22 protein-coding genes are annotated in these 26,753 nt (G+C 60.1%); 9 read left to right on the forward strand and 13 right to left on the reverse strand.

Going from position 1 to position 26,753, the window contains the following annotated elements; all coding sequences use genetic code 11:
* Window positions 1-105 precede the first annotated feature (105 nt).
* Window positions 106-357, forward strand: coding sequence for a YfhL family 4Fe-4S dicluster ferredoxin (locus BM70_RS0129080; protein ID WP_017139475.1), 252 nt, complete (start codon window positions 106-108; stop codon window positions 355-357).
* A 44-nt stretch (window positions 358-401) separates the two neighbouring features.
* Here the strand turns inward: BM70_RS0129080 and mutM are convergent, their stop codons facing one another.
* Entirely contained in the window at window positions 402-1,214 is an 813-nt protein-coding gene (mutM, locus tag BM70_RS0129085; protein ID WP_025859280.1) for a bifunctional DNA-formamidopyrimidine glycosylase/DNA-(apurinic or apyrimidinic site) lyase, read from the reverse strand.
* Window positions 1,215-1,236: 22 nt separating this feature from the next.
* Window positions 1,237-2,049 (reverse strand): HDOD domain-containing protein, encoded by an 813-nt coding sequence (locus BM70_RS0129090; protein WP_177326605.1) that lies wholly within the window; start codon window positions 2,047-2,049, stop codon window positions 1,237-1,239.
* Window positions 2,050-2,291: 242 nt separating this feature from the next.
* Between BM70_RS0129090 and BM70_RS0129095 the strand changes: the two genes are divergently transcribed.
* The 5 genes from BM70_RS0129095 to ilvD all read left to right on the forward strand — a co-directional run bounded on the left by BM70_RS0129095 (window position 2,292) and on the right by ilvD (window position 9,178).
* Window positions 2,292-3,488 carry a class I SAM-dependent rRNA methyltransferase gene (locus BM70_RS0129095; protein WP_025859282.1) on the forward strand — a complete coding sequence of 399 codons (1,197 nt, stop codon included), beginning with the start codon at window positions 2,292-2,294 and terminating at the stop codon, window positions 3,486-3,488.
* Between the two features lie 373 nt (window positions 3,489-3,861).
* Window positions 3,862-4,938 (forward strand): SagB family peptide dehydrogenase, encoded by a 1,077-nt coding sequence (locus BM70_RS32840; protein WP_081782156.1) that lies wholly within the window; start codon window positions 3,862-3,864, stop codon window positions 4,936-4,938.
* Between the two features lie 5 nt (window positions 4,939-4,943).
* Window positions 4,944-5,909 carry a diiron oxygenase gene (locus BM70_RS0129100; RefSeq protein ID WP_025859283.1) on the forward strand — a complete coding sequence of 322 codons (966 nt, stop codon included), beginning with the start codon at window positions 4,944-4,946 and terminating at the stop codon, window positions 5,907-5,909.
* Window positions 5,902-7,110: an MFS transporter gene (locus BM70_RS0129105; protein WP_025859284.1), complete on the forward strand. Its 1,209-nt coding sequence runs from the start codon at window positions 5,902-5,904 to the stop codon at window positions 7,108-7,110. Before BM70_RS0129100 ends, BM70_RS0129105 begins: the two co-directional genes overlap by 8 nt.
* A 226-nt stretch (window positions 7,111-7,336) precedes the next feature.
* Entirely contained in the window at window positions 7,337-9,178 is a 1,842-nt protein-coding gene (gene ilvD, locus BM70_RS0129110) for a dihydroxy-acid dehydratase (RefSeq protein ID WP_025859285.1), read from the forward strand.
* 189 nt (window positions 9,179-9,367) lie between these two features.
* Here ilvD and BM70_RS0129115 read toward each other — a convergent pair whose 3' ends face one another.
* The 4 genes from BM70_RS0129115 to BM70_RS0129130 all read right to left on the reverse strand — a co-directional run bounded on the left by BM70_RS0129115 (window position 9,368) and on the right by BM70_RS0129130 (window position 14,666).
* A complete protein-coding gene (locus BM70_RS0129115) occupies window positions 9,368-11,815 on the reverse strand; it encodes a TonB-dependent siderophore receptor (RefSeq protein WP_025859286.1) in 2,448 nt (815 codons plus the stop codon).
* Window positions 11,816-11,945: 130 nt separating this feature from the next.
* The gene (locus BM70_RS0129120; RefSeq protein ID WP_025859287.1) at window positions 11,946-12,893 is read right to left on the reverse strand and encodes a FecR family protein; all 948 of its coding nucleotides are present in this window, start codon (window positions 12,891-12,893) and stop codon (window positions 11,946-11,948) included.
* A complete protein-coding gene (locus BM70_RS0129125) occupies window positions 12,890-13,423 on the reverse strand; it encodes an RNA polymerase sigma factor (protein ID WP_025859288.1) in 534 nt (177 codons plus the stop codon). The genes BM70_RS0129120 and BM70_RS0129125 overlap by 4 nt, the downstream gene beginning before the upstream one ends.
* A 184-nt stretch (window positions 13,424-13,607) precedes the next feature.
* Complete coding sequence (locus tag BM70_RS0129130; RefSeq protein ID WP_025859289.1) at window positions 13,608-14,666, reverse strand: hypothetical protein; 1,059 nt, start codon at window positions 14,664-14,666, stop codon at window positions 13,608-13,610.
* 241 nt (window positions 14,667-14,907) lie between these two features.
* Here BM70_RS0129130 and BM70_RS0129135 point away from each other — a divergent pair, with 241 nt between their 5' ends.
* Window positions 14,908-16,299: an L-cystine transporter gene (locus tag BM70_RS0129135; protein WP_025859290.1), complete on the forward strand. Its 1,392-nt coding sequence runs from the start codon at window positions 14,908-14,910 to the stop codon at window positions 16,297-16,299.
* Window positions 16,300-16,394: 95 nt separating this feature from the next.
* On the opposite strand, the gene BM70_RS0129140 is transcribed toward BM70_RS0129135, so the two are convergent.
* Complete coding sequence (locus BM70_RS0129140) at window positions 16,395-16,907, reverse strand: dihydrofolate reductase (RefSeq protein WP_025859291.1); 513 nt, start codon at window positions 16,905-16,907, stop codon at window positions 16,395-16,397.
* A 69-nt stretch (window positions 16,908-16,976) separates the two neighbouring features.
* Here BM70_RS0129140 and BM70_RS0129145 point away from each other — a divergent pair, with 69 nt between their 5' ends.
* The gene (locus tag BM70_RS0129145; protein WP_025859292.1) at window positions 16,977-18,356 is read left to right on the forward strand and encodes a DUF2868 domain-containing protein; all 1,380 of its coding nucleotides are present in this window, start codon (window positions 16,977-16,979) and stop codon (window positions 18,354-18,356) included.
* Window positions 18,349-19,716, forward strand: coding sequence for a DUF3482 domain-containing protein (locus BM70_RS0129150; protein WP_025859293.1), 1,368 nt, complete (start codon window positions 18,349-18,351; stop codon window positions 19,714-19,716). Before BM70_RS0129145 ends, BM70_RS0129150 begins: the two co-directional genes overlap by 8 nt.
* Window positions 19,717-19,721: 5 nt before the next feature.
* Here BM70_RS0129150 and BM70_RS34090 read toward each other — a convergent pair whose 3' ends face one another.
* The 6 genes from BM70_RS34090 to BM70_RS0129185 all read right to left on the reverse strand — a co-directional run bounded on the left by BM70_RS34090 (window position 19,722) and on the right by BM70_RS0129185 (window position 26,535).
* Entirely contained in the window at window positions 19,722-20,840 is a 1,119-nt protein-coding gene (locus tag BM70_RS34090; RefSeq protein ID WP_371262191.1) for a hypothetical protein, read from the reverse strand.
* Window positions 20,841-20,929: 89 nt separating this feature from the next.
* On the reverse strand, window positions 20,930-21,484 hold the full coding sequence (locus tag BM70_RS0129165; RefSeq protein ID WP_025859294.1) for a phosphonate degradation HD-domain oxygenase: 555 nt from the start codon (window positions 21,482-21,484) through the stop codon (window positions 20,930-20,932).
* Entirely contained in the window at window positions 21,484-22,617 is a 1,134-nt protein-coding gene (locus tag BM70_RS0129170; RefSeq protein ID WP_025859295.1) for a TIGR03364 family FAD-dependent oxidoreductase, read from the reverse strand. Before BM70_RS0129170 ends, BM70_RS0129165 begins: the two co-directional genes overlap by 1 nt.
* A gap of 102 nt (window positions 22,618-22,719) precedes the next feature.
* The gene (locus tag BM70_RS0129175) at window positions 22,720-23,739 is read right to left on the reverse strand and encodes a putative 2-aminoethylphosphonate ABC transporter substrate-binding protein (RefSeq protein WP_025859296.1); all 1,020 of its coding nucleotides are present in this window, start codon (window positions 23,737-23,739) and stop codon (window positions 22,720-22,722) included.
* A 23-nt stretch (window positions 23,740-23,762) separates the two neighbouring features.
* Complete coding sequence (locus tag BM70_RS0129180; RefSeq protein WP_025859297.1) at window positions 23,763-25,469, reverse strand: putative 2-aminoethylphosphonate ABC transporter permease subunit; 1,707 nt, start codon at window positions 25,467-25,469, stop codon at window positions 23,763-23,765.
* A gap of 1 nt (window position 25,470) precedes the next feature.
* Window positions 25,471-26,535 carry a putative 2-aminoethylphosphonate ABC transporter ATP-binding protein gene (locus tag BM70_RS0129185; protein WP_025859298.1) on the reverse strand — a complete coding sequence of 355 codons (1,065 nt, stop codon included), beginning with the start codon at window positions 26,533-26,535 and terminating at the stop codon, window positions 25,471-25,473.
* Between the last annotated feature and the right edge of the window lie 218 nt (window positions 26,536-26,753).

The following is a 26,753-nucleotide window of genomic DNA, read 5'->3' on the forward strand; positions in this document are numbered from 1 at the left end:
TACAGACAAGCGCTCACCACAGGCTCGCACTGCGGGCGCCAATGCGGCACAATTGCGCGCATTAGTTTTCAGATGCCTTGGCTGACTGCCCTGGCAGGAGTTTCCATGTCCCTGATCATCACCGACGATTGCATCAACTGCGACGTCTGCGAACCCGAGTGCCCGAACGCCGCGATTTCCCAAGGCGAAGAGATCTACGTGATCGATCCCAACCTGTGCACCCAATGCGTCGGCCACTATGACGAGCCACAGTGCCAACAGGTGTGCCCGGTCGATTGCATTCCGCTGGATGAAGCCCATCCGGAGACGGAAGAGCAGTTGATGGCCAAGTACCGGTTGATTACCGGTAAGGCCTGAGGGCCTCATCGCCGGCGATGGCATCAGCAGCCATCACACTGCAATCAGCTCTGGCACTTGGGGCAAAACACACTCGCCCGCTGCCCCAGCACCACATTGCGCAACTCGGTCCCGCAGACCTTGCACGCCTCGCCGCCACGGCCATAGACGAACAGCTCCTGCTGGAAATACCCCGGCTGTCCGTCGCCGCCGATAAAATCCCGCAACGTGGTACCGCCCCGCTCGATGGCAGCGGCCAGCACACGTTTGATCTCAATGGCCAGCTTCAGGTAACGCCCGCGCGAAATGCCGCCAGCGGCCCGACGCGGATCAGTCCCCGCCGCAAACAGCGCTTCCGTCGCGTAGATATTACCCACGCCCACCACCACCGCGTTGTCCATGATGAACGGCTTCACCGCCATCGACTTGCCACGGGACAGTTGGAATAAACGCTCGCCATCAAACAGGTCGGTCAACGGCTCCGGCCCGAGGCGGATCAGCAGCTCGTGGTTGTGCGGGTCCTGGCTCCAGAGCATCGCGCCGAAACGCCGCGGGTCGGTGTAGCGCAAGGCCATGCCGGATTCGAGTTCGATATCCACATGTTCATGCTTGGCCGCCGGCATACCCACTTCCACCAGGCGCAGGTTGCCCGACATGCCCAGATGGCTGATCAAGGTGCCTACTTCGGCATTGATCAACAGGTACTTGGCCCGCCGTTCCACCAGCACGATACGCTGCCCGGACAGGCGCACATCGAGGTCTTCCGGGATCGGCCAGCGCAGGCGCCGCTCACGCACCACCACGCGGCTGACCCGCTGGCCTTCCAGGTGCGGCGCAATCCCGCGCCGGGTGGTTTCGACTTCTGGTAACTCGGGCATGCGTACCTCTTGTAAGGAAGGGTCAGTGGGCGCCCAGTTCGCGGATCGACAACTTCATGCTTTCAAAGTCGTAGTCCGACAGCCCGATGTAATCCAGCACCAGGTGGCCAACGGCATTCCACTCGTGGTCCACCGCTTGATTACCCAGCACGCGGTAGGACGAGCAAATGTGCTCGGCCATTTTCAAGATCGCCAGCAGGTTTTTAAGCTGTGAATTGCGCGACGACTCATCGCTGAAAATCGCCAGGGCGTTGTGGTGGTTGGCGATCGCGTCGGTCACATGCTCCGGCAGGCGCCAGGACTTGGCGGTGTAATAACCCACCACGGCATGGTTGGTGTTGAACGCGTTGTTCTCGGTGTCCACCACGCGGCAATCGGGACCGGCATTCGCGTAGGCCTCTTCCAGTACCGTCATGTAATTGGGGAAGCGCTTGAGCATCAGCGGCACGCCACAATCGTGGAACAACCCCAGGGCATAGGCTTCGTCCACCGCCTGGGTGCCGGTGCGCTTGGCGAGGGTGAGGCACGTCATGGCCACATCCTGGGCGGTGTCCCAGAAGCGGTTGAGAGTAACGATGGTGTCGTCGCTCATTTCGCCCTTGATCGACAGGGCGTTGATCAAGTTGATGATCGACCGGCTGCCCAACAGGTTCACTGCACGCTGGATCGAGGCAATCTTGTTGCTCAGCCCGTAATACGACGAGTTGACGATCTTCAGCAGCGAACCGGACAGGCCCGGGTCCTGGGAAATCAACCGGGCGATCACCTCCAGGTCCGGGTCGGGCATGTATTGTTCCATCTGCAAATCCACCATGATTTGCGGCTGGGGCGGCACGCTGATGCCTTGCAGGGCCTGTTGGATCTGTTCGGAAGAGAGTTCTTGGGACATAAGTACATACTCTGGGCTAGGGGGCGATTCTAACCCCTATCGAGGACTTTTGTGGGAGCGGGCTTGCTCGCGATAGCATCACCACCGTACGTCAGATACACCGGGTCGCCCGCATCGCGAGCAAGCCCGCTCCCACATGAATACCTGCACAACAGGTATACTCCCGCTCTTTTTTCCGGAGCGACGTCATGTCCCTGCCAAGCCTGCGTCTCAAAGCCAACGCTGATCGTCGTTTGCGCAACGGCCACCTGTGGGTCTACAGCAACGAAATCGACGTGGCCGCCACCCCGCTCCACGGCTTCCAGGCGGGCGACCAGGCCATCCTGGAAGCGGCCGGCGGCAAGACCCTGGGCATCGTGGCCATGAGCCCGAACAACCTGATCTGCGCACGCCTGCTGTCGCGCGACATCAAGTTGCCGCTGGACAAGTCGCTGCTGGTGCACCGCCTGAACGTCGCCCTGTCCCTGCGCGACCGCCTGTTCGACAAACCGTTCTACCGCCTGGTCTACGGCGATTCCGACCTGCTGCCAGGCCTGGTAGTCGACCGTTTCGGCGACATCCTGGTGGTGCAGATCGCTTCGGCGACCATGGAAGCCCATAAAGACGACGTGATCGCCGCCCTCACCCAAGTGCTCAAGCCCAGCGGCATCCTGTTCAAGAACGATTCTGCCGCGCGCGACGCCGAAGGCCTCAACCGCTACGTCGAAACCGTGTTCGGCCTGGTGCCGGAGTGGGTAGCGCTGGAAGAAAACGGCGTGAAATTCGAAGCCCCGGTGATCCAGGGCCAGAAAACCGGCTGGTTCTACGACCACCGCATGAACCGCGCACGCCTGGCGCCGTACGCCAAAGGCAAACGCGTGCTGGACCTCTACAGCTACATCGGCGGCTGGGGCGTGCAAGCTGCAACGTTCGGCGCCAGTGAAGTGTTCTGCGTCGACGCCTCGGCCTTCGCCCTCGACGGCGTCGAGCGCAACGCCGCGCTCAACGGCGTCGCGGAGAAGATGACCTGCATCGAAGGCGACGTCTTTGAAGCGTTGAAAGAACTGAAAGCCAGCGAAGAACGCTTCGACGTGATCGTCGCCGACCCACCGGCCTTCATCAAACGCAAAAAAGACATGAAAAACGGCGAAGGCGCCTACCGTCGCCTGAACGAACAAGCCATGCGCCTGCTCAGCAAGGACGGCATCCTCGTCAGTGCATCGTGCTCCATGCACTTGCCGGAAGACGACCTGCAAAACATCCTGCTGACCAGCGCCCGTCACCTGGATCGCAATATCCAGATGCTGGAACGCGGCGGCCAGGGCCCGGATCACCCGGTACACCCGGCGATTGCCGAGACGCGGTATATCAAGAGCATTACGTGCCGATTGTTGCCGAATAGCTGATCGACATCAGAAATGGGGACTCCACATGGAATCCCCAACTTCATTACCTAAAATCATCACGCTCGACAGTCTCTCAATGGCCGTCAATTAAAAATCAAACGAAGAACCCGCACCACTTTGTAGTACCAATCCGACAAAAAAACTCGAAGAGTCTTACGCAGTCTTTTCTTGAAAATCCATAATTAGCCCCTATGATTTTAAATATCACCTTCGCCGGTGATATCAAGGAGATTCAAAAATGAAAACAATCAGCCTGGAAACTTCTCACATTGCCAACTTAGCTTTCGTGGTAGCACCGAAAGCCCGTTAAGAAAATGAAACGCTGGGGAGTGCCGGCTACCCAGCGCTTTCAGAAAAACTGGAAGGCATGGCAATGCAGATAGCCCCTTATATATTCATTCTTCCCCGAACACCGGCCACGGTAGTGTGGGACTATAAAAACCATAAACAGTTTGAGTTAAACCTGGCCTACTCAATACGGCTCACCGAACTGATAAACAACCCATACAACTTTGATAACTCAAACCCAATAGACGCTCAATTATTCGCAGCAGGAATATTGACAAACCTCGCACCCGACCGCCTTATTTGGGGCTGGGATGAACTATCAAAAATTTTTCATTTTGGCACCAAGAACATTCCTTGTAGCCTAGTACCCGAAAACGCTGCTGAATGGGCGAGTATCTATCTTGAGCACTGTACGAAAACACTAGCCACCCCTCCTCCTCTAGCCCGAACATCCATCAAGCACGTTGACACTCCTTTAATTCGCTTACCAACGCCACTTAAACTGCCAGAGCACTCACTTCAACATGTTTTGCTTACCCGAAAAACCTGCCGAACCTTCACGGGCGAACCTGTACCTTTACAGGCCATAAGTACGATCCTTTATCTATGCTTAGGCTATCTAAAAGAAAGAATAAACACTATTGATGAAAGCGTCGCGCAAGGCCTTGAGGCTCGAAGAAGCAGCCCATCCGGCGGAGGATTAAATGCATGCGAAGGTTTTCTGTATGCTCAAAATATAGAGGGCTTGCAACCCGGTATCTACGCTTACAACGCAGCGGAGCACACGCTGAGCCTCGTTAACCCACAGATTAATCAGTCATTAGGACATGTGCTATCAGGACAGCACTTCATCAACAATCTTCCAGCGGGTCTTTTCATCACTTGCCGACTCGACAAACTGTGGTGGAAATATGAACACTCGCGAGCTTATCGGATGGCCTATGTCGAAGCAGGTCATATCTCACAAACCTTTCAATTAGTCGCGACCGCGCTGGGACTGAGCACTTGGTTGACTGGCGCGCTGACAGACCATCAGGTCGAATCATTGTTAAAGATTGAAGAAAACAACCCTGAACAAGTCTTATTTTTTGTTGGGTGCGGTAAAAGCGACGGACAAGTAATGTGCAAAGAACTGAAATTACTGTTGAACAACCGAGGGTAGAACGTATGATTGAGCCACTCATCGATCCTGGCATATGGAAAAACCGTTTCACTCTTGGAGAGTGGAATACTCACGCATCGGTACGCACCAGTGATCACCACTATAAATTGCCTACAGACATAGAAAAACAACTGGAATCACAAGATTGGTTTCCCCCCGCTCTCCTTCCTTACCTCAGTCATCCGGAAATCAGCTCAGCCGATCCGGCCATCACTAAACGTCTTTGCGCTAATCACCTAGTCAATTTCCTTCACTACACAACACTACTTGAGCACCGAATTGTTAATCGCTCCGTCGAAGTAATCATTCATGATGAGCTCGAATTTACAATACCGCCGCGTATGAAAACAGCTGCGCTGCAACTCTATACTGATGAAGGTTACCATGCGCTATTTTCCAATCAGCTTGCCGAGCAAGTTATTGACTTCTACGGAATGACTGACCGACCGACCACGCACAGACGAATAACGCGGCTCAATCATCTTATCGACAGAATCCCGGATAAGCAGAGAGCACTCACATGGTTTCTAATTGGCTTCGTATCGGAAACGATCATTGCTAAAGATCTGCGTGAGGTTTGTCAAAATACGCTGGTATGCAGCGTTCAGGAGATGCTCAGTGACCATCTGGCTGACGAAGCAAGACACTGCCGTTATTTTAGCGAGGTATTTTATTATTTGTGGTTTCAAATGAGCGACGAAGTACGTCTCTCGTCCGCACGACAGCTCTTAGAGATTCTTTTTATTTTCTTTGAATCTGATAAAAAATGGCTCGAACGAAGTTTACGTAGCGTGCAATTGAGCAAGACCGCTGTTCAGCAAATACTGATCACGATGGCGGACCCACAGGCTCATATTCTTCGCACGCGCTCAGGTGCTAGTTCGACGCTTCAAGCATTGAAAAGAGCCGACTGCTTCAAACAACCTGAAATCCGACAGATGTTCTCTAATAGGGGACTTTTAGATGAATGATGCATCTACATCTATCGAAGGCAAAAAAAAGCGTAGATCGGCGGTCATTCTATTAATGACTATGGTGTTACTCGGTGTTTTCCCTCTGGATGTCCTACTCCCATCCTTTCCCGCACTGGCTGCACACTTTCAGAGTAAGCCTGCAGACATTGCGTTCTCCATCAGCCTTTTTGCCGTCGGCATCTCCCTATCACAACTTTTAATCGGTCCACTCTCAGATACCCTTGGGCGTAAGGGCTTGTTGATTGGAGGGATGGTTGTATCAATCATCGGGGCAACCGGTTGTGTGTTCTCGAACGAATACACATGGTTTCTGATATTCAGGATGATCCAAGCCATAGGCTGCGGCTGTTTCGTGCTGTCACAGGCCTTGGTTCAGGATATGTTTGAAGGTAAAGAGAGGGATCGGTTACGCATCCTGATGATTACGGCCAGCGGAATTTTTATCTCCGTATCACCGCTACTCGGCAGCCTACTGCAACAGTTTCTTGATTGGCCTGGCAGCTTTTTTCTTTTTATTACATTGGCTGTTGGCGTTTTATTAAAAGCGTACTTTTTTCTGGATGATCATCCTACAACGCCACACCCGAACCCAAATATCGTCCGCGCTTATCAGCGGGTACTGAGCAGCGGAAGTTTCGTCGGTTATTGGCTAATTGCAGCCATTGCTTTCGCCTGTCATTTTTCATTCATTGTCATATCACCGCTCATATTCATGGATCAGCTGAAGCTGTCTACCTATGAGTTCTCCCTAACCTTACTGCTTTACGGCGCAGCTTACGTGACTGGCGGCATTGTGGCTCGCGTACTCTCTAATTGGCTGGCGCCCACGACTCAGATCATTTTCGGTTTGGCCCTGATTTTTTGCTCCGGACTGTTGATGCTTTTTCTGTCCCGCGCGTTTGAGCTTTCAACGGTGACGGTATTGGTGCCAATGATTATCTGCACGACTGGCACGACCATTTGTCGGCCCATCGCGACCTCTAAAGCCATGGACGTGTTCCCGGAAAGTGCCGGTACGGCGGCATCGACTGGGAACACTTTAATTTTTATACTGGGTGGATTGATTAGCGCATTGATCAACATAAGCACGATTAACCTGCAAATGACCCTGGCATTGGCTTTTTTGCTGCTGAGTACAACGGCTCTCGTGTTGAATTCATTGATTTCACGTCGCCAGCAACTATTGGACGTCGGTTGACGCCGCCAATACACGCCCAACCATTCCCTCCAGCCGCCAGCGGTGTAGAATCGGCCCTATTCATCGCCAGTCATCCCCCGGCGGGTTTATGAGCTCAAGGCCAATGCGCACGGCGATCCCGCAGCGTTTGCGGCAACTTCCGGACACCAGTGCCATTTTTCGGGTGTTCCAGACGTCAATAGAAGCTCACTCCCTTTTGATACCGATTAGCCGCCCGGAGTGCTCCATGCCAGATTACCGCTCGAAAACATCCACCCACGGCCGCAACATGGCCGGCGCGCGCGCACTGTGGCGTGCCACGGGGATGAAAGATGACGACTTCAAGAAGCCGATCATCGCGATTGCCAACTCGTTCACCCAATTCGTACCCGGCCACGTCCACCTCAAGGACCTGGGCCAACTGGTCGCCCGCGAGATCGAACGCGCCGGCGGTGTAGCGAAAGAATTCAACACCATTGCCGTGGACGACGGCATCGCCATGGGCCATGACGGCATGCTGTATTCGCTGCCGAGCCGCGAGATCATCGCCGACTCCGTGGAGTACATGGTCAACGCCCACTGCGCCGACGCCATCGTGTGCATCTCCAACTGCGACAAGATCACCCCCGGCATGCTGATGGCCGCCCTGCGCCTGAACATCCCGGTGATCTTCGTCTCCGGCGGCCCGATGGAAGCCGGCAAGACCAAGCTCGCCTCCCACGGCCTCGACCTGGTGGACGCCATGGTCATCGCCGCCGATTCCAGCGCTTCTGACGAGAAGGTCGCGGAATACGAGCGCAGCGCTTGCCCAACCTGCGGCTCGTGCTCCGGCATGTTCACCGCCAACTCGATGAACTGCCTGGTGGAAGCCCTGGGCCTGGCCTTGCCGGGCAACGGTTCCACCCTGGCCACCCACAGTGACCGCGAGCAGCTGTTCTTGCAGGCCGGCCGTACCATCGTCGAGCTGTGCAAGCGCTACTACGGCGAGAACGATGAGTCGGTGTTGCCGCGCAATATCGCCAACTTCAAGGCGTTCGAGAACGCCATGACCCTGGACATCGCCATGGGTGGCTCCACCAACACCATCCTGCACTTGCTGGCCGCGGCCCAGGAAGCCGAGATCGATTTCGACCTGCGCGACATCGACCGCCTGTCCCGTCACGTGCCACAGCTGTGCAAAGTCGCGCCGAACATCCAGAAGTACCACATGGAAGACGTGCACCGCGCCGGCGGGATCTTCTCGATCCTCGGCTCGCTGGCCCGTGGCGGCCTGCTGCACACCGACCTGCCGACCGTGCACAGCAAGTCCATCGCCGAAGGCATCGCCAAGTGGGACATCACCCAGACTGACGATGAAGCCGTGCACACCTTCTTCAAGGCTGGCCCGGCGGGCATCCCGACCCAGACCGCCTTCAGCCAGTCGACCCGTTGGGACACCCTCGACGACGACCGTGAAAACGGCTGCATCCGCAGTGTCGAGCACGCCTATTCGAAAGAAGGCGGCCTGGCTGTGCTGTACGGCAACATCGCGTTGGATGGCTGCGTGGTGAAAACCGCCGGCGTGGATGAGTCCATCCATGTGTTCGAAGGCAACGCGAAGATCTTCGAAAGCCAGGACAGCGCGGTACGCGGCATCCTCGCCGACGAAGTGAAAGGCGGCGACATCGTGATCATCCGCTATGAAGGCCCGAAAGGCGGCCCGGGCATGCAGGAGATGCTGTACCCGACGTCCTACCTGAAATCCAAGGGCCTGGGCAAAGCCTGCGCCTTGCTGACCGACGGCCGTTTCTCCGGCGGCACCTCGGGCCTGTCCATCGGCCACGCTTCGCCGGAAGCCGCTGCCGGTGGCGCGATTGGCCTGGTGCAGGATGGCGACAAGGTGCTGATCGACATTCCGAACCGCTCGATCAACCTGTTGATCAGTGATGAAGAACTGGCAGCACGCCGGGTCGAGCAGGACAAGAAAGGCTGGAAGCCGGTCGAGAAGCGTCCGCGCAAAGTGACGACCGCGTTGAAGGCGTATGCCTTGCTGGCCACCAGTGCCGACAAGGGTGCTGTGCGTAACAAGGCGATGCTCGACGGCCTGTAAGCCTCGCGCATAAAAATGCCCCGCCAGGTGCGGGGCATTTTTTTGTCTGGTGAAAACCTTCAGGGCACTCAGGATCAAAAATGTGGGAGCGGGCTTGCTCGCGAATGCGTTGGATCAGTCAATGAAGTGTCAACTGACACTGCGCATTCGCGAGCAAGCCCGCTCCCACATGAGGCTATGCGTAATGGCTCAGAATTGTGGGGTGTAGGTCATGGTGAACATCACATTGCGCGGGTCGCCATAGTAGTTACTGCCCCAGTTCGCGTTGTACGCCGGGATGTAATACTTCTTGTCGAACATATTGTTCAGGTTCGCCGCGACAGTGAATTCCTGGTTGATCTTGTAGGCCACCCGCGAATCCCACAGTGCATTGCCCGGCACGCTGAATGTGCGGTCATAGGCAACGGTGCTGCTTTGCGCCGTCACACCGGCGCCGACGCTGACTGTGCTCCAGTCGCCCGGCAACTGGTAATCCCCCCAGACCTTGAGCAGGTGCTTGGGCGTCCAGGTGCTGAAGATCTTGCCTTCGTAGGTGTCGTCCTTGAGGAATTTAGTGGTGTTGTAGGTGTAGCTGGAGACCAGTTGCAGGCCAGGCAGCACTTCACCGCTCAAGGTGGCCTCGAAGCCCTGGCTACGGACCTTGCCGGACGCGAGCGAGCAGTACCAGCCGCCACAGACTTTGCCGCCTTGCAGGTCTTGGGCCGCACGATTTTCCTGGTCATAGCGGAACACCGCAAACGAGGTATTGAGGCGACCGCCAGCCAGTTCGCCCTTCAGGCCCAGCTCGTAGTTCTGGCCCTCAATGGGCTTGAGCACGGTCAACGCGGTGGTCAGGTTGGTTTGTGGCTCGAAGGCATCGGTGTAGCTGGCGTAGGCAGACCATTGCTCGTTGAGCGCATACACCAGGCCGGTGTACGGCGTGACGTGACCATTGCTTTGCGTAGTGCTCTGGGTAGGGGCGTCGTACACACCGTGGAAACCGCTCTGGTCCGTGTAGGAATAGTCATACCAACTGGTGCGCGCGCCCAGGATCAACGTCAGCGGGTCCACGAGTTGGACGCGCCACGTGCCATAAATCCCCTTCTGACGAATGTCATACCAGCTCTTCGTCGCATTTCCCGCCTGGAATAGCTGATTCCTGTCGCGCTGCGGGCGGTTGTGGTCGATGTTGAAGATATCCGCACCCGGCGTGGCCGCGCGCGCCCAGAAATCATCCGTGGTGAGCTTGGAATAGTTGGCGCCCAGTACCATCTCCTGCCGCAAACCCAGGCCTTCGAACTTGCCGTCGACATACACATCTACACCGCGACTCTTGGTGTTGAAGTCAGTGACCCAGTCCACGTAACGCACGGTACCGATGTCACCGGGATTGGGGATGGTGTCCCACGTCGCCTGGTAGGTCGCGTCGTTGCGCTCATCCATGGCCACCAGAGCGGCCTTCACCTTCCAGTCATCGTTGAAGCGATGCTCGATATCGGCAAACACCTGGGTCTGGTTATTGACGTTGCGGTTCCAGCTGGCACCGACGAAGGTCGAGCGCGGGAGGCCAATGTCGCTGCCGTTGGCGTAACGCGGCAACGACATGAAGTTGGGGCGCGAATGCCCCTTCTGGTTGCTGATGCCCACGCCGACGGTGGTGTCTGGCGTGAAATCGTAGTCCACCGCTGCGTAGACTGTCTGGTTCCAGCCGCCGGCGTAATCGACAAAAGAATCGGTCGTGTCGTAGTCCGCCACAAACCGGCCGCGCAAGGTGCCTTCGGCATTGAGCGGGCCACCCGCGTCCACTTGAGTGCCGTAGTGGTCCCAGGAACCGGCCTTGGCAGTGACCGTCACCGTCGGGGCCTGTTGCCCGCGCTTGCGCACCAGGTTCATGGTGCCGCCAGGGCTGTTCGCACCTTGCAGCAAGGCGGCCGGGCCACGCAGGGTTTCCACGCGGTCGTAGATCGCCATGTTTTCGGTGAGGTAACTGCCCAGCGCGTAGGTGTTACGCGGAATACCAACACCGTCGTATTGCAGGGTGCCGACTTCGAAACCCCGGGAGTAGATGAACATCCCGGGGCCAGGGGATTTGGTCGCCGTCAGGCCGGGGGTGCGCTTGACCACTTCGGACAGCTTGGTGGTGTTCTGGTCGTCCATCTGCTTGCGGGTCATGACGCTGACCGATTGCGGGATGTCCTTGAGTTTCTGTTCACCTTTGCCCAAGGTCACGGCCCCCGTGGTATAGGAGCCGGTGCCTTCGGTGGTGGCGCCCATGCGTTCGGCGCTGATGGTGGTGGCACCGACTTCGAGGGCGCCACCGGTGTCCACGCGCTTTTCCAGGGTGACGGTGTCTGCGTTGATAAATGCCGCACTCAGCCCCGTGCCTCCGAGCAGTTGCCCCAAGGCTTCACGCTGCCCCAGGTTGCCACCCACCCCCGGCGACACCACCCCTTGGGTCAACTCACCATTCACCAACACCTGAACCCGCGTCACCGCCGAAAACGCCGCCAATGCACCGTCCAGGCTCTGTCCTGGAATATCGAAGCGGTAGGTTTGGGCCTGAGTGGTCTCGGCGGCCTGCAAATACAGCGGCGCAGTGCCGCAGGCCATGGAAATGGCCAGTGCCAGCAAGGGCCGTGCGGCGAATCGGTGTGCCATGGATGGTGCTCCCCGGTGCAAAAGTCTGTGATCGGCGCCGCACTACTTGAGAGTGCTTACTATTTACGCCTCAGTGATCAAGGACGATGGCTTGTGGGAAAACCCTGAAAATATTTTGAGAAAGTTGCGGTCAGGACGCGTTGCCTTCACGCAACACCAGTAAATACGGGGTGTAGTGCTCGGCGCGCAGGTTGAGGGTGTATTCCAGTGCCTTGATCACGGCATCGGGTTTGTCGATCTCGAACACGCCGGACACCACGCGATTACGCAGCGCCTCGCCCAGCACCAGCGTCTTGCCGGGCCAGTAGCGGTTCAACTCGCTGACCACTTCCGACAGCGGTTGCTGACGGAACACCAGTTGCCGCTGACGCCAGGCAAAGCCGCTGGCCGGATCGAAACCGTGAACGTCGGCAAGGCGCTGGTCCTGATACTCCACCGCCCGCCCTGGCTCCAGGTAAACCGGCGCGCCGCTGCCGGCACTGACCTGCACCTTGCCCTGCGCCACTTGCACACGCGTCTGCGCGTCGCGTCGCGCCACGCTGAACTGGGTGCCGACCACCTTCACCCAGCCATCGCCTGACTGCACTACGAAAGGTCGCGCCGGGTCCTTGGTGACGCTGAAAAACCCTTCACCGCGCAGCAAGCGAATCTGACGCTCCCCGTCACGCATGCGCACTTGAATCGCGCTGTCGGTATTGAGCTGCAGCTGGGAGCCGTCCGCCAACTCGACGGTGCGCGATTCGCCAGTGCTGGTGGCGTAATCCGCACGCAGTCGGTCCAGCCAGGGAGTGTTCTGCACGGTCAGCCCTACGGCCAGCAGCATCGCGGCGGCATAGGCCCAACGCCGGGCGGGTTTGCGCCAGGCAGCCTGCTCGGCGCGGCGAATCAGGCGTGCCGGCTCACGCAAACCGCCCAGCATCGCCTGCACTTCCTGCCACGCATCATCCTGGGCCTGGCCCTGCCCGAGCCAGGCGGCAAAGGCGTCCATTTCGGCCGCGGTCACGTCCTCGGCCTGCAGGCGGAAGTACCAGCCGGACGCCTCCTCGAACAACTCATCGGCAGTATGTATAGCAGTCATGACCGACGTCCCTGTGTGTCGCAGGCTAGCCGCGTCTGGATGTAGGCGCGGCATTCCATCAAGGCGCGACGCAATTGATATTCCACACTGCGCGGGGTGATCACCAGGCGTTCGCCAATCTCGCGGTAGGAAAGTTCGTCGACATGATAAAGCAGGAAGATCTGCCGAGTCGCTTCGGGCAGCGCCAGGATCGCGTCCTGCATCAGTTGTTCCTGCTGGTAGGCGGCCAATTGTTCGTCGGCACCGGGGTTGCTGCAGGGCAGCTCCTCGCTGGGTTCGCCAGCATCGAGGCGCTCGCGGCGGATGGCCTGGCGCTGGTGATCGCGCACCAGGTTACTGGCGATGGTGAAAAGGAAGGCTGGCAGGTTGTCGATCTTCTCGCCGGAGTCCAGCCGCGCCAGGCGCAGGAACGACTCCTGAGTCAGGTCGGCAGCCACTTGGGCGCTGCCGGTGCGGCGGGTGACGAAGGCTTCAAGGGCTTTCTTCTGCTCCGCGAACAGGCGCGCGATCTGCGAATTCCAGGAGGACACAGCACTACCTTGAGAAGAACGGAGGGTTCAGGAAGTGCGCACGCTAGCAGAAGATGAGATTTGTTCGCAATTGATATCTATTTTTGCCGACCGCTGTAGGAACCGGCTTGCCGGCGATGACGAGTCTTGCGTTGATCTCACTGACGCCATCGCCGGCAAGCCGGGCTCCAAGGTTGCGTGGGGGCTACTGGATTTCGTCAGGCTTGACGATCACCCAGTTCTTGTCCGCCGTCACCGGCAACCCTTCCTTGGCTTGCGCCGCCGCGTGCTTGGCGATCATGCCGTTGAGTTGGGTCATGTACTTGTCCTTGCGGTTGATCCACAGGTGGATGCCGCCCTTGGCCACGTCCACATCGTGGAACAGCATGTAGCCATCGCTGGTCGGCGTGTCGCCCCCGACGATCACCGGTTTTTTCCACTCGTCGATATAAGTGAGGATCGCTGCGTGCTTGCCCGCCATCCAGGTGGCCGGGGTCCACAGGTACGGAGTCAGTTCCAGGCCGAGGTTGGCTTTGTCATCATATTTGCCGGCGGTGATCTGTTTGCGCGCGCTGGTCAGCTCGCCGGTCTTGCGGTCCTTGAGCAAGGTGGTCACGCCGATGACGTTCTCGGGCTTGACGTTGTAGCCGTACTTCGGATCGGCGGCGACCATGCGCACCAGCTCTTCCGAGGCGGCGGTCATCACGTACACCTCAATGCCGTTTTCCATCAATTTGTTGTACAGCTCGGCCTGGCCGGTGAAGACTTTCGGCGGTTGCACTTCGGACTGCTTCACCACGTCGCCTTCGAAATAGCTGACGGGCACGGGCTTGCCGGAGGCCATCAGCTCATCGACCTGCACCTTGAGCTCCTTGAGGGTGAAACCGGAGAACACCTGGGCAACCCACGGGTAGCAGACCATGTCGTCCACTTCGCAGAGGCGATAGTAGTAACTGAACAGACTTTCCTTATGGTCGGCGGTGTCTTTGAACGGCATAAGCTTGAGCGACGGATCAAGGCTGTCGCGGGTGATCAGGCCCTTGTTTTCCATGTAGGGCAACAGGGATTCTTCGAGGTCGTAGCGGTAGCTGGTGTTGTCCATGTCGAACACCGCGTAATTACCCTTGTTGGCATTGGCGGCGATCATTTTGTTCAGTTGCTCGGCGGCGGGAGCCGGCCAGTGTTTCAACTCGGTGGCGGCCATGGTTTGTCCGGCAAGGCCCAGACACAGCGCGGCGGCAAACAATCTCGAAGCGAGCTTCATATGCGTTTTCTCCCTGAGTTAAAAACATCGACGCTAACAAATCCCTGTGACAGTTTCCGCCCGAGCACGACCGCTTGCGTCGTGATCGCGCCAAAGGCATGTGCATCTGCGCCAGATGCTTATTCCAAAAACGACAGTCACCATTCCATATCGGTATTAAATCAATATATTTCAAGCTGTTAGGCTTTCCGGTTCGCAATCGCAGGCTCACGCGATTGGCTGCCTTCTCAACGGAGCTTCAATGAATCTGCCCCTGACTCTCAACTTACTGGTGTTCGTGGCCCTGCTGCTGGGCCTGGCACAAACCCGTCACACAAACTGGAGCCTCGCCAAGAAGGTACTGGTTGCCCTCGTACTTGGCGTGGTGTTCGGTACCGTTCTGCACACGATCTACGGTGACGGCAACCCGGTGCTCAAAGCCTCCATCGGCTGGTTCGACCTGGTCGGCAACGGTTACGTGCAACTGCTGCAAATGATCGTGATCCCGCTGGTGTTCGCCTCGATCCTCAGCGCCGTGGCACGCCTGCACAATGCCTCGTCCCTGGGCAAGATCAGCTTCCTGACCATCGGCACGCTGCTGTTCACCACCGCGATTGCGGCGCTGATCGGTATCGCCCTGACCAACCTGTTCGGCCTCACCGCCGAAGGCCTGGTGGCCGGTACCCAGGAAATGGCGCGCCTGCAAGTGATCCAGAGTGATTACGCCGGTAAGGTCGCCGACCTGAATATCCCGCAACTGCTGCTGTCGTTCGTGCCGGCCAACCCGTTTGCCGACCTGGCCCGGGCCAAGCCGACCTCGATCATCAGCGTGGTGATTTTCGCCGCTTTCCTGGGGGTTGCCGCGCTGCAACTGCTCAAGGATGACGTGGAAAAAGGCCAGAAAGTGCTCAACGCCATCGACACCCTGCAAGCCTGGGTGATGCGCCTGGTGCGCCTGGTGATGAAGCTGACCCCCTATGGCGTATTGGCGCTGATGACCAAAGTGGTCGCCGGTTCCAACCTGCAGGACATCATCAAGCTCGGCAGTTTTGTCGTGGTCTCGTACCTGGCCCTGGGCCTGATGTTTGTGGTGCACGGCCTGCTGCTGTCCCTGGCCGGGATCAACCCGCTGCGCTTCTTCCGCAAGGTATGGCCAGTGCTGACCTTTGCCTTTACCAGCCGCTCCAGCGCGGCGGCGATCCCGCTGAGCATTGAAGCGCAGACCCGTCGCCTGGGCGTCCCGCAATCCATCGCCGGCTTCGCCGCTTCGTTTGGTGCGACCATCGGCCAGAACGGCTGCGCCGGTCTTTACCCTGCAATGTTGGCGGTGATGGTCGCGCCGACCGTGGGCATCAACCCGCTGGACCCACTGTGGATCGCGACCCTGGTGGCGATTGTGACCCTGAGTTCGGCCGGTGTGGCGGGCGTGGGCGGCGGTGCGACCTTCGCCGCGCTGATCGTGCTGCCGGCCATGGGCTTGCCGGTGTCACTGGTGGCACTGCTGATTTCCGTGGAGCCGCTGATCGACATGGGCCGCACGGCGCTGAACGTCAATGGATCGATGACGGCCGGTGCGATCACCAGCCAGGTCATGGGGCAGACGGATAAAGCGTTGTTGAATGCCGATGAGCATGCTGAGTTAGTGCAGGCCTGATGGACCGCATTCGCGAGCAAGCCCGCTCCTACATTTGACCGCATTCTCATGTTAGAAATCGGTCAAATGTGGGAGCGGGCTTGCTCGCGAAGCTCTTAGGCTTTTTCCCAGACTTCGAAGTTGTAAGCTGGCTTGTCGCCTTCAGCTGGGTTCTCCAGGTTCGACACCAGCTTCCACTGGCCCGCATCAAACTCCGGAAACCAAGCATCCCCCTCCGGACTCAACGCTACCCGCGTCAGATACAGGCGATCCGCCTGCTCCAGCCCCTGCGCATACAACTGCGCGCCACCAATCAACATCAGCTCGTCCACGCCTTGCGCCTTGGCCCATTCCTCGGCGCGCGCTACCGCCGCATCCAGTGACGGAAAAACTTCCGCACCTTCCAGCGCCAGATCGGTCTGACGGCTAACCACAAGGTTCAAGCGTCCCGGCAGCGGTCGGCCCAGGGAGTCCCAGGTCTTGCGTCCCATGATGATCGGCTTGCCCAGGGTGGTGGCCTTGAAATATTTGAAATCCCCCGGCAAATGCCAGGGCATGCTGTTGTCGACGCCGATCACACGGTTTTCACCGAGGGCTGCGATCAGGCTTAAAGGGAGAGTTTTTTTCATGGCGACGAGAATACCAGAGCCACGACCCAGCGGTTATGCTCCAGGCTCACTGATACGACAGGATGGCGCGTGACTGCACTGAACCCGCTGCACACACTCTGGCTGACAGAAACCGTGCGCCTGCGCGAAGAACACGCCGGCAACTTGGAAGACCTCGAAGCCAACCGCCTGGCCCGCACGGCCGGCGGCGACCTGCCGACGCGCATCCAGCAGCGCGCCCTGCACTTGGCCGAGCGCGACGGGCTCACGGCGGCCCTCAACCGCTGGCTGCAGGGCGCGCGTCTGGCGTTGGTGCTGCTGGCCCTCGTCGCCGTGATCAGCGGCGCCGGCCTGGCCTTTGCTGCGCTGGGTAACGGCCTGACGCCGGTGAATGTGTTCTGGGCCTTGGGCAGCCTGCTCGGCTTGAACCTGATTCTGCTGATCAGTTGGGGCCTGGGCCTGCTGTTTGCCGGCGAGCACAGCGCCAGCCTCGGCCGACTGTGGCTGTGGCTCAGTGAAAAGCTCGCCCGCGACGCCAAGGCCGCCCAACTGGCACCCGCGCTATTACTGCTGCTGCAACGGCAAAAACTCAATCGCTGGGCGGTGGGTGTGCTGGTCAACAGCCTGTGGCTGCTGGCGCTGTTCAGTGCCTTGGTGATTCTGCTGACACTGCTCGCCACCCGCCGCTACGGCTTTGTGTGGGAAACCACCATTCTCGGCGCCGATACCTTTGTGGCCGTCACCCAGGCCCTCGGCACTCTACCCGCCCTGCTGGGCTTCAACGTGCCGACCGTCGAGATGATCCGCGCCAGCGGCGATTCCGCCCTGAACATCGAAAGTGCCCGCCAAGCCTGGGCCGCCTGGCTGGTCGGCGTACTGCTGGTCTACGGCCTGCTGCCGCGCCTGCTCCTCGCCCTGCTGTGCCTGTGGCGCTGGAAACGTGGCCGCGCCGCCCTGCGCCTGGACCTCAACCTGCCCGGGTACAGCCAGTTGCGCGAGCGCCTGATGCCGAGCAGCGAGCGCCTTGGCGTCAACGACGCTGCACCCGAACAACTGCACCACGTCAGCGGCGGCGTCAGTGAACTGGAAAGCGACGGCGCCCTGCTGGTAGCCATCGAGCTGGACGACCAGCACGCCTGGCCGCCCAGATTGCCGGCCAGCGTGAAGAACGCCGGCATCCTCGACAGCCGTGAATCGCGCCACAAACTGCTGGAACAACTGACACGTTTTCCGCCCGCGCGCCTGGCCATCGCCTGCGACCCGCGCCGCTCGCCCGACCGTGGCAGCCTGGCGCTGATCGCCGAACTGGCGCGCAGCGCCACCGCCACCCGCGTGTGGCTGCTGCAAGCGCCGCCCGGCCAGGCCCTGGACGCCGAGCGCCTGGGCGACTGGCATGCCGCGCTGCAACAGCTTGAACTGCCGTTCGCCGACTGCGCGCCGTTGAACTGGCTGGAGACCGGTCATGACTAAGCCCCTGAAACTTGCCGTGGTCGGCCACACCAACGTTGGCAAGACCTCGCTGCTGCGCACCCTCACCCGTGACGTGGGCTTCGGCGAAGTGTCCCATCGCCCCAGCACCACGCGGCATGTCGAAGGTGCGCGGCTGTCGGTGGAGGGCGAAGCCTTGCTGGAGCTGTATGACACTCCCGGCCTGGAAGACGCCATCGCCCTGCTCGACTACCTGGAGCGCCTGGATCGCCCCGGTGAACGCCTTGACGGCCCGGCACGCCTGGCGCGCTTCCTGGAAGGCAGCGAAGCCCGCCAGCGCTTCGAACAGGAAGCCAAGGTGCTGCGCCAACTGCTGGCCTCGGACGCCGGCCTGTATGTGATCGACGCCCGCGAACCGGTGCTGGCCAAGTACCGCGACGAGCTGCAAGTGCTGGCCAGTTGCGGCAAACCGTTGCTGCCGGTGCTCAACTTCGTCAGCAGCAGCGACCACCGCGAGCCGGACTGGCGCGAAGCCCTGGCCCGTCTTGGCCTGCATGCGCTGGTGCGCTTCGACAGCGTGGCGCCGCCGGAAGACGGCGAACGGCGCTTGTATGAAAGCCTCGCCTTGCTGCTGGAAAACGCGCGACCGCAGTTGGAGCGGTTGATTCTCGACCAGCAAGCCCAACGCCAGGCTCGCCAGCAAAGCGCGGCGCAGTTGATTGCCGAGCTGCTGATCGACTGCGCCGCCTGCCGCCGCAGCGTGGTCACCGAGGATGAGCAGCAAGCCATCGGTGATTTGCGCAAAGCCGTGCGCCAACGCGAACAAAAATGCGTGGAAGCCTTGCTCAAGTTGTTCGGCTTCCGCCCGCAGGATGCCGCCGCGAGCGACTTGCCTTTGCTCGACGGCCGTTGGGGCGATGACCTGTTCAACCCGGAAACCCTCAAGCAACTCGGCGTGCGCGTCGGTGGCGGGATCGCCGCCGGCGCAGCGGCGGGTGCCGGCGTGGATCTGTTGGTCGGCGGCCTGACGCTCGGCGCCGCCGCCATCGCGGGTGCGATTGCCGGTGGCGCGCTGCAAACCGCACGCAGCTATGGCAGCCGCCTGCTGGGCAAGATCAAGGGCCAGCGGGAGCTGACCGTCGACGACAGCGTGCTGCGCCTGCTCGCCCTGCGCCAACGCCAATTGCTCAAGGCCCTGAACCTGCGCGGCCATGCGGCGATGCACAGCATCAAGGTCGACACGCCGCAGGACAAGACTTGGCGCGAAGGCAAGTTGCCCGACGCCCTGCACAAGGCCCGCGCCCATCCACAATGGTCGTCGCTCAACCCCCACGCCAGGCTCAGCCAGGCCGAGCGCCAGGAACAGGTCGAAGCATTGGCCACCCGGCTTGACGAAGCGTAACGCGGTTACAACGCGTACCACTCAAATGCCAGAAACGTGGTGCATAACGTTCGAATCAGCGCTTTATCAGCGTTATCGGCGATACCGTTGCGGTCGACATCACTGTTGGTAAACGATTCCAGCACGCCGTCGCTGTCGCCGTCATAGGCAGCGGCCTTATAAACCAGCGATCCCTTGAATTCCGATGCTGTGCGTTCATGGAAGTCCAGCTTGATGGCGTTAGGGCGCCCCGTTTTCCCGAAGTGTTCGACGTACAGGGTCAGCGTGCGTTGCCAATGACTGCGCTTATTGAACCAGTTCAACTTCAAAAAGCTGTCGGCAAAGGTGTCCACTTGGTGCTTTTCCAACATGCGTGGCCGTGTGACCGGGTTAAGGTCGTCCGCCCATTGAAGATCGACGTTGCCATCGGCACTCATATCCACCGCAAAGATCTCGTGGACCAATTCATCAGGACAGCCGGCCCGCTGCTGATAAAAGTGCAGGATGACCGTATCCGCCTGACCATTGCCGCTCATGTCCTGGGCCGTCACTTTCAAGTAGCGCATTGGCCCACTGACGGGTTTGCGCTCACTGACGCTGGCGCCAGCCTGGTCATACCACTTGAATGCCAGGAAGCTGTTGCACATCGACCGAATCAGCGCCTTGTCGGCGTTGTTTGCGATACCGTCGTTGTTCACATCGGTCTGCGTAAATGACTCCAGCACGCCGTTACCATCGCCGTCATGGCCTGATGCCCGAAATATGAGGGTAGGTTTTCGAACAGGGCTGAGTCGGTCGAAAAAGCCCAATTCGACCGCACCAGGCACACCTTCAGAGGTGTATTGAGTAGCGGCCAGCACCAGGACGCGCTGTGAGCTTTCCCCCTGGTTGAACCAGCACAACTTGAGAAACGTCTCGGCAAACGCCCTGAGCAACAATTTGTCGGCGATATTGCCAATGCCATCACCGTTGATATCTCCAGCGAACTGAAAGTCCGTGACGCCATCGGCATTCATGTCAACAGCAACGGCTTCGTGTATCAGGTCATCAGGCTGCCTGGAACTGCGTTCATAAAAATGCAGCAGGATCGTATCGGCTACGCCGTTGCCACTGCGGTCTTGAGCGATCGCCTTCAGATAACGCATGAGAGTGCTCCTTTGGTAAGAAGCACTCACTTTAAGGACATGGATAAGCCCACTACAGACGGCGAATCGGCGTTTGCCGTGCGGTGTATCTACACGGTCAGTAGCCGTTCGGCCTTCACCTTGAGAGTCTGCAGGTCAAGCACCGGCACATGCATTTCCTTAGCCTGTTCGTCCCAATGACGCATGCGCAAACTCACGGCGCAGAGCGGGTCCTGTTCGAACGCCTGGGCTTCTTCGGCGCTCATCACCCCGCCCTGATAAGCCAGGGTGCGGCGGCTGGCTTCGCTGAGGCGGGCGTAGTAGTCCGGCTGGCTGAAGGTCAGGTAACGCTTGGCTTGCACGTGATATTCCACCAGCTTGGCCATGCGCTCGCTGAAGCCCGCGCGGCGCAGGTAATCCGCCCCCAGCCGCTCATGGCTGACCACGCCATACCCGCCCATGTTCTCGCCACCCTGGCCGCAAAGGTGGCCGATATCGTGGAAAAACGCCGCCAGCACCACTTCGTCGTCAAAGCCTTCGGCCATGGCCAACTGCGCAGCCTGGGACATGTGCTCGATCTGCGACACCGGCTCGCCGATGTAATCCGCCGTGCCATGTTTTTCGTATAAGCCGAAGACCTCGGCAATCGCCTGTTCCGGGTTCATCACGCCGCTCCCCACAGTGTTGTGATATTTCGCTCGGCCATCGCCGGCCCCACGCTCATGCCCACACCGGTGTGCATCAACGCCGCACTCACCCCTGGAGCAGCCCGCACGAAGGAGAACGGGCCCGGCCCGCGCGAGCCATACACGCCCTGCCAGCGCTCCACCACCTGGATCCTGCAGCCCAGGGTCTGCTCGGCCAGTTCGATCATCCAGTCGTCGATCTGCTCGGCATTGAACGGCGATGCATCGCTGCCGTAGTCATGGGAGTCGCCGATGATCAGTTCACCATGGGGCGTCGGGCTGATCAGCAGGTGAATCCCGTGCTCATGCAAGTAAGGGGTTTCACGCAGGATTTGCGCCTGCACCGGCGCGGCTTCCGGCAAGTCGGCGAACGCGCCGTAGTGCACGCAACTCAAGCCGGTGAGCAACGCGTGTTGCAAGTTCAGGTTCACGGTTGGCCGGGCACGCAACATTTGCAGGCGACAAATACTCGGGTTGAGCTCGGCGATCGCTTCGGCCAGCAGGGTCTGATAGTCGTGACCGGAACACACGATGATCTGCTCGCCGCGAAAACTGCCTGCCGCACTGTGCAACTGCCCCGGCTCCACGTCTCGCACCAGCGTGGAGAAGTAGAACTCCACGTTCAGCTCTTGCGCCAGGTAGTGGATCAGCGCCGGGATCGCTTCACGCGAATACAACTGCTGATCGTCCCTGCCATGCAATGCCGCGCGGTGATGACGGAACTGGCCACCGTACAGATCCTTCATGGCTGCGCCTTGCAGCAGTTCGACGTTGTAGCCGTGCTCTGCGGCGCGGCCGGCGCAGAAGGCCTCCAGCAAATGCTCTTCCGCTTCGGTACGGGCGAACAAATAGGACCCGTTGCGCTTGAGCTGCAGCCCCGCCCGTTCGGCCCATTGCCCCCAGATAGCGCGGCTTTCCCGCGCCAGGTCGAGCATCGGCCCCGGCGGTTGCCCGGTGACCAGCGCCTGGCCAAAGTTGCGCACCGAGGCGCCCAGTGGCGTGGCGCTGCGCTCGAACACCTTGACCTTGAGGCCGCGTCTGGCGGCGGCATAGGCATGGGACAGGCCGAGGATGCCGGCGCCGATGATCAGCAGATCGCTGTGGTGTGTCATGAAATGATGTCCTGGAGGTACGGGCGCTATCGCCGGCAAGCCGGCTCCTACATTGGATCGCGTAAACCCTGGAGCCGGCTTGCCGGCGATAGCGGTCTCTGATTACTGAGCCACCTTCTCCGACTTGCCGTCATAACGCTTGCGCCACTCGGCCAGGATGCTGTCGCGGTTCTTCGACGCCCAGGCGAAGTCGTTCTTGATCAAGCGCTGTTCATAGTCGGCCGGCAATTCGGTCTGCGGCTTGGCAATGCCGGGCTGGGCGAGAACGGCAAAGTTGTCCTTGTACAGGTCCATGGCAGCAGGGCTGGCGGAGAAGTCGGCCAGTTTTTTCGCAGCGTCAGCGTGGGCACTGCCCTTGATCACCGCCGTGGCTTCGATGTCCCAGCCCAGGCCTTCTTTCGGCAGGATAATGTCCAGCGGCGCGCCCTGGCGTTTCAACTGCACGGCCGGGTATTCGAAGGAAATCCCGATCGGGAATTCACCCGAAGCCGCGAGCTTGCACGGCTTGGAGCCGGAGTGAACGTACTGGCCGATGTTCTGGTGCAGGTCGTCCATGTACTGCCAGCCTTGCTTCTCGCCGTAGGTCTGCAACCAGGCGCTGACGTCCAGGAAACCGGTGCCGGACGAGGCAGGGTTGGGCATGACGATCTTGCCCTTGTACTCAGGCTTGGTCAGGTCCTGCCAGCTCACCGGCTTGGTCAGGCCCTGCTTCTCGGCTTCGACGGTGTTGAAGCAGATGGTTGCGGCCCACACATCCATGCCGACCCAGGCCGGTGGGTTGGCGGCGTCGCGGTAGTTTTTGCCGATCTTGTCCAGGTCCTTCGGCGCGTAGCTGTCCAGCATGCCTTGCTGATCAAGAATCGCCAGGCTGGACGCGGCCAGGCCCCAGACCGCGTCGGCCTGCGGGCGGTCTTTCTCGGCCAGCAGCTTGGCGGTGATGATGCCGGTGGAGTCGCGCACCCATTTGATCTCGATATCCGGGTTGGCCTGCTCGAAGGCCTTTTTGTAGGTCTTCAACTGCTCGGCTTCGAGGGCCGTGTACACGGTCAACTCGGTCTTGGCGAAGGCATTCAGGCTGAATGCGGTGAGTACGGCAGCGACCAGCGCCAGGGGCTTGAACATGGAGCACCTCCTTCAAGGATGTTTTATTGGCCAGGCGCGGTCTGGCGCCAGGCTTGGGAACGGCGCAGCGCGCCACGTGAGGCCCACGCCAGCAACAGCGAGACGCTGCCTGAGGTGAACAGGATCAGGGTCGACATGGCCGCCGCACCGCCCACGTTGCCGGCGTCGTCCATGTTCAACACGGCAACGGCGGCGAGGATGGTGTCGGGGCTGTAGAGAAAGATCGCGGCGGACACGGTGGTCATCGCCGACACAAACAGGTAGCGCACGATGTCCAGCAGCGCCGGCAGGCAGATCGGCACCGTCACTTTCAGGTAATGGCGGTACAACGGTGCCTTGAGCGACAGCGCGGCAGCTTCGAATTCGGCGTCGAGTTGGCGCAGTGCGGTGGTGGCGGTCATCTGTGCGGTGGTCAGATAGTGCGCAATGGTGCACACCACCAGCAGGGTCATGGTGCCGTAGAACACATGCAGCGGGTTGCCGTTGAGGTTGAAAAAGAACACATAGCCCAGGCCCAGCACCAACCCAGGCACCGCCATCGGCACAAAACTGAGCAGGCGCAGCGCCAGGTTCAGGCCTTTCTGCCCACGGGTCTTCTCCATCAGGTAGGCCCCGGTGAAGATCAGCACGCTGCCGATCAACGCCGTGCACAACGCCAGGGTCAGGCTGTTGCGATAGGCCAGCCAGCCGCCGCCGGCGGTGTCTTCGAACTGGTAGTGGTTGAGCGACAGCGACAGGTTGTACGGCCAGAATTTCACCAGCGAGGAATACACCGCCATGCCGAACACCAGCAGCAACACTGCGCAGATCAGCAGCACGATGGCCAGGTAGCAGGCGTCCCTGGTGCGCGATGGCGCTGGCTGGAAGACCTGGGCGCGCCCGCTCATTGAGTCGCCATGACGACGACGCAGCCACGCATCGACACCGAAGCTGAACAGCGCCGGCAGCAGCAACACCATGCCGATCAGCGCGCCGCGACCGAACTGTTGCTGGCCAACCACCGCTTTGTAGGCCTCAAGCGCCAGCACCTGATAATCGCCGCCGACCACCACGGGCACGCCGAAGTCGGTGATGGTAAGGGTAAACACCAGGCAAAACGCGGCGAACACCGCCTGGCGCGTGGCCGGCCAAGTGATGCTGCGAAATGCCCTGGCCGGACTCGCGCCCATGCTGGCGGCTGCATCGAACAGGCGCGCATCCGCCAGGGACAGCGCCGACAGCAAAATCATCAAGGCATGTGGGAAGGTGTAGATCACCTCCCCCAGCACAATGCCCCAGAAGCCGTAGATGTTCTCCGAGAGCAGCCCGCGCAGCAGGCCCTGGTTGCCGAACAGATACACCAGCGCAATGCCCGGCAGCATCGACGGCGCCATCAGCGGCAGCAAGGACATGCCGCGCCAGATCGCCTTGCCGGGGATCAAGGTGCGTTGCAGGGCATAGGCAAAGAGGTAGGCAAGCGGTACGACAATGGCCGCCACGCTGAGAGAGACCTTCAGGCTATTGCCCAACAACCAGTGGAAGTTGGCGCTCGTGACCAGTTCCCGTGCAGCCACCAGGCCACCGCCCTGCCCGGCTTCGGTGCTGAAACCACGCCAGAAGATCGCCAGCAATGGCAGCAGCACGGCGATGCTCAACAGCAACAGCCACAACAGCTTGCCACCGAGCACAAACATGCGATCGCCGGTTTCAGCGCGGGTGGCCTGGCGCGGCAGTGTCATCACCGCAGCCATCTCAGGCAAACACCTGCAGGCTGCGCGGTGGCAAGGCCACCCAGATATCCTGGGCACCCAGGCGTGGCAAGGCTTCCGGAGCCAGTTCGGCCAGCAGCGGATGGCCGGGCAGATGCTCCAGCTCAAAGCTCATGCGGCAGCGGTTGCCGAGAAAGGTGACCTCGCGGACCTTGGCCGGAAACAGGTTCTCTTCATGCACCGGCGGGTTGACGCTGATGGCTTCCGGGCGGCAGAACAGGCGCCCGGACCTGGCCGCGCCGGCATCGTCGGCCAGGCGCATGTTCATCCCGCCGACCTGGGCGTGGCTGGCACTGTTGCGGCTGAACGGCAGCCAGTTGCCCTGGCCGACAAACTCCGCCACGAACGGCGTGGCCGGGCGGTCGTAGATCTCCTGGGGCGTGGCATATTGCTCGACCTTGCCGTTGTTCATCACGGCAATGCGGTCGGCCATCAACATGGCTTCGTCCTGATTGTGGGTGACCATCAGGGTGGTGATGCCCAGGCGTCGTTGCAGCTGGCGCAGCTCGGTGCACAGGTGCTCGCGCACGCGGGCGTCGAGGGCCGACATCGGCTCATCCAGCAGCAACAATGAAGGTGCCGGGGCCAGGGCACGGGCCAGGGCAACCCGTTGCTGCTGGCCACCCGAGAGTTGGCCGGGGTATTTCTTTTCGCTGCCCACCAGGCCGACCAATTCCAGCATCTGACCGACGCGCTTGCGCACTTCGTCCCGCCCGCTGCCGGTGAGGCCGTAGCCGATGTTCGCTTCGACGGTGAGGTTGGGAAACAGCGCGTAGGACTGGAACAGAATGCCGTAGTCCCGTGCCTGCGGCGGCAATAGGGAGACATCGCGGTTGCCCAGGTAAAGTTCGCCGCTGTCCTGGCGCTCCAGGCCAGCGATGCAGCGCAGCAAGGTGGTCTTGCCGCAGCCGGACGGGCCCAGCAGGCACACCAGCTCGCCGGCCTCGACGTCCAGGGAGACGTTATCCAGCGCGGTAAAGGCGCCAAAGCGTTTCTGGATACCGCGCACCTTCATGGGCGCGCCGGGTTGGGTCAGGGCTGTGTTCATGCAAGGCACCTCATCGAACGGATGAAGGCCATGCTAGGCAGGCAATGCGTCCCTGGTGTGGCAGAAAGGCAAAACCCGGCGATAGTGGTATTGGTGGATTTGGGTAGGACGCGAACACCATTATGGTGAGCGGGCTTGCCCGCGCTGGGGCGCGCAGCGGCCCTAAAATCAGGCTCCCGGTTTTTCCTGCAAAAAATGCGGTGGCATTATTGGGGCTG

The organism is Pseudomonas sp. CHM02 (assembly GCF_000612585.1).
GTDB lineage: Bacteria > Pseudomonadota > Gammaproteobacteria > Pseudomonadales > Pseudomonadaceae > Aquipseudomonas.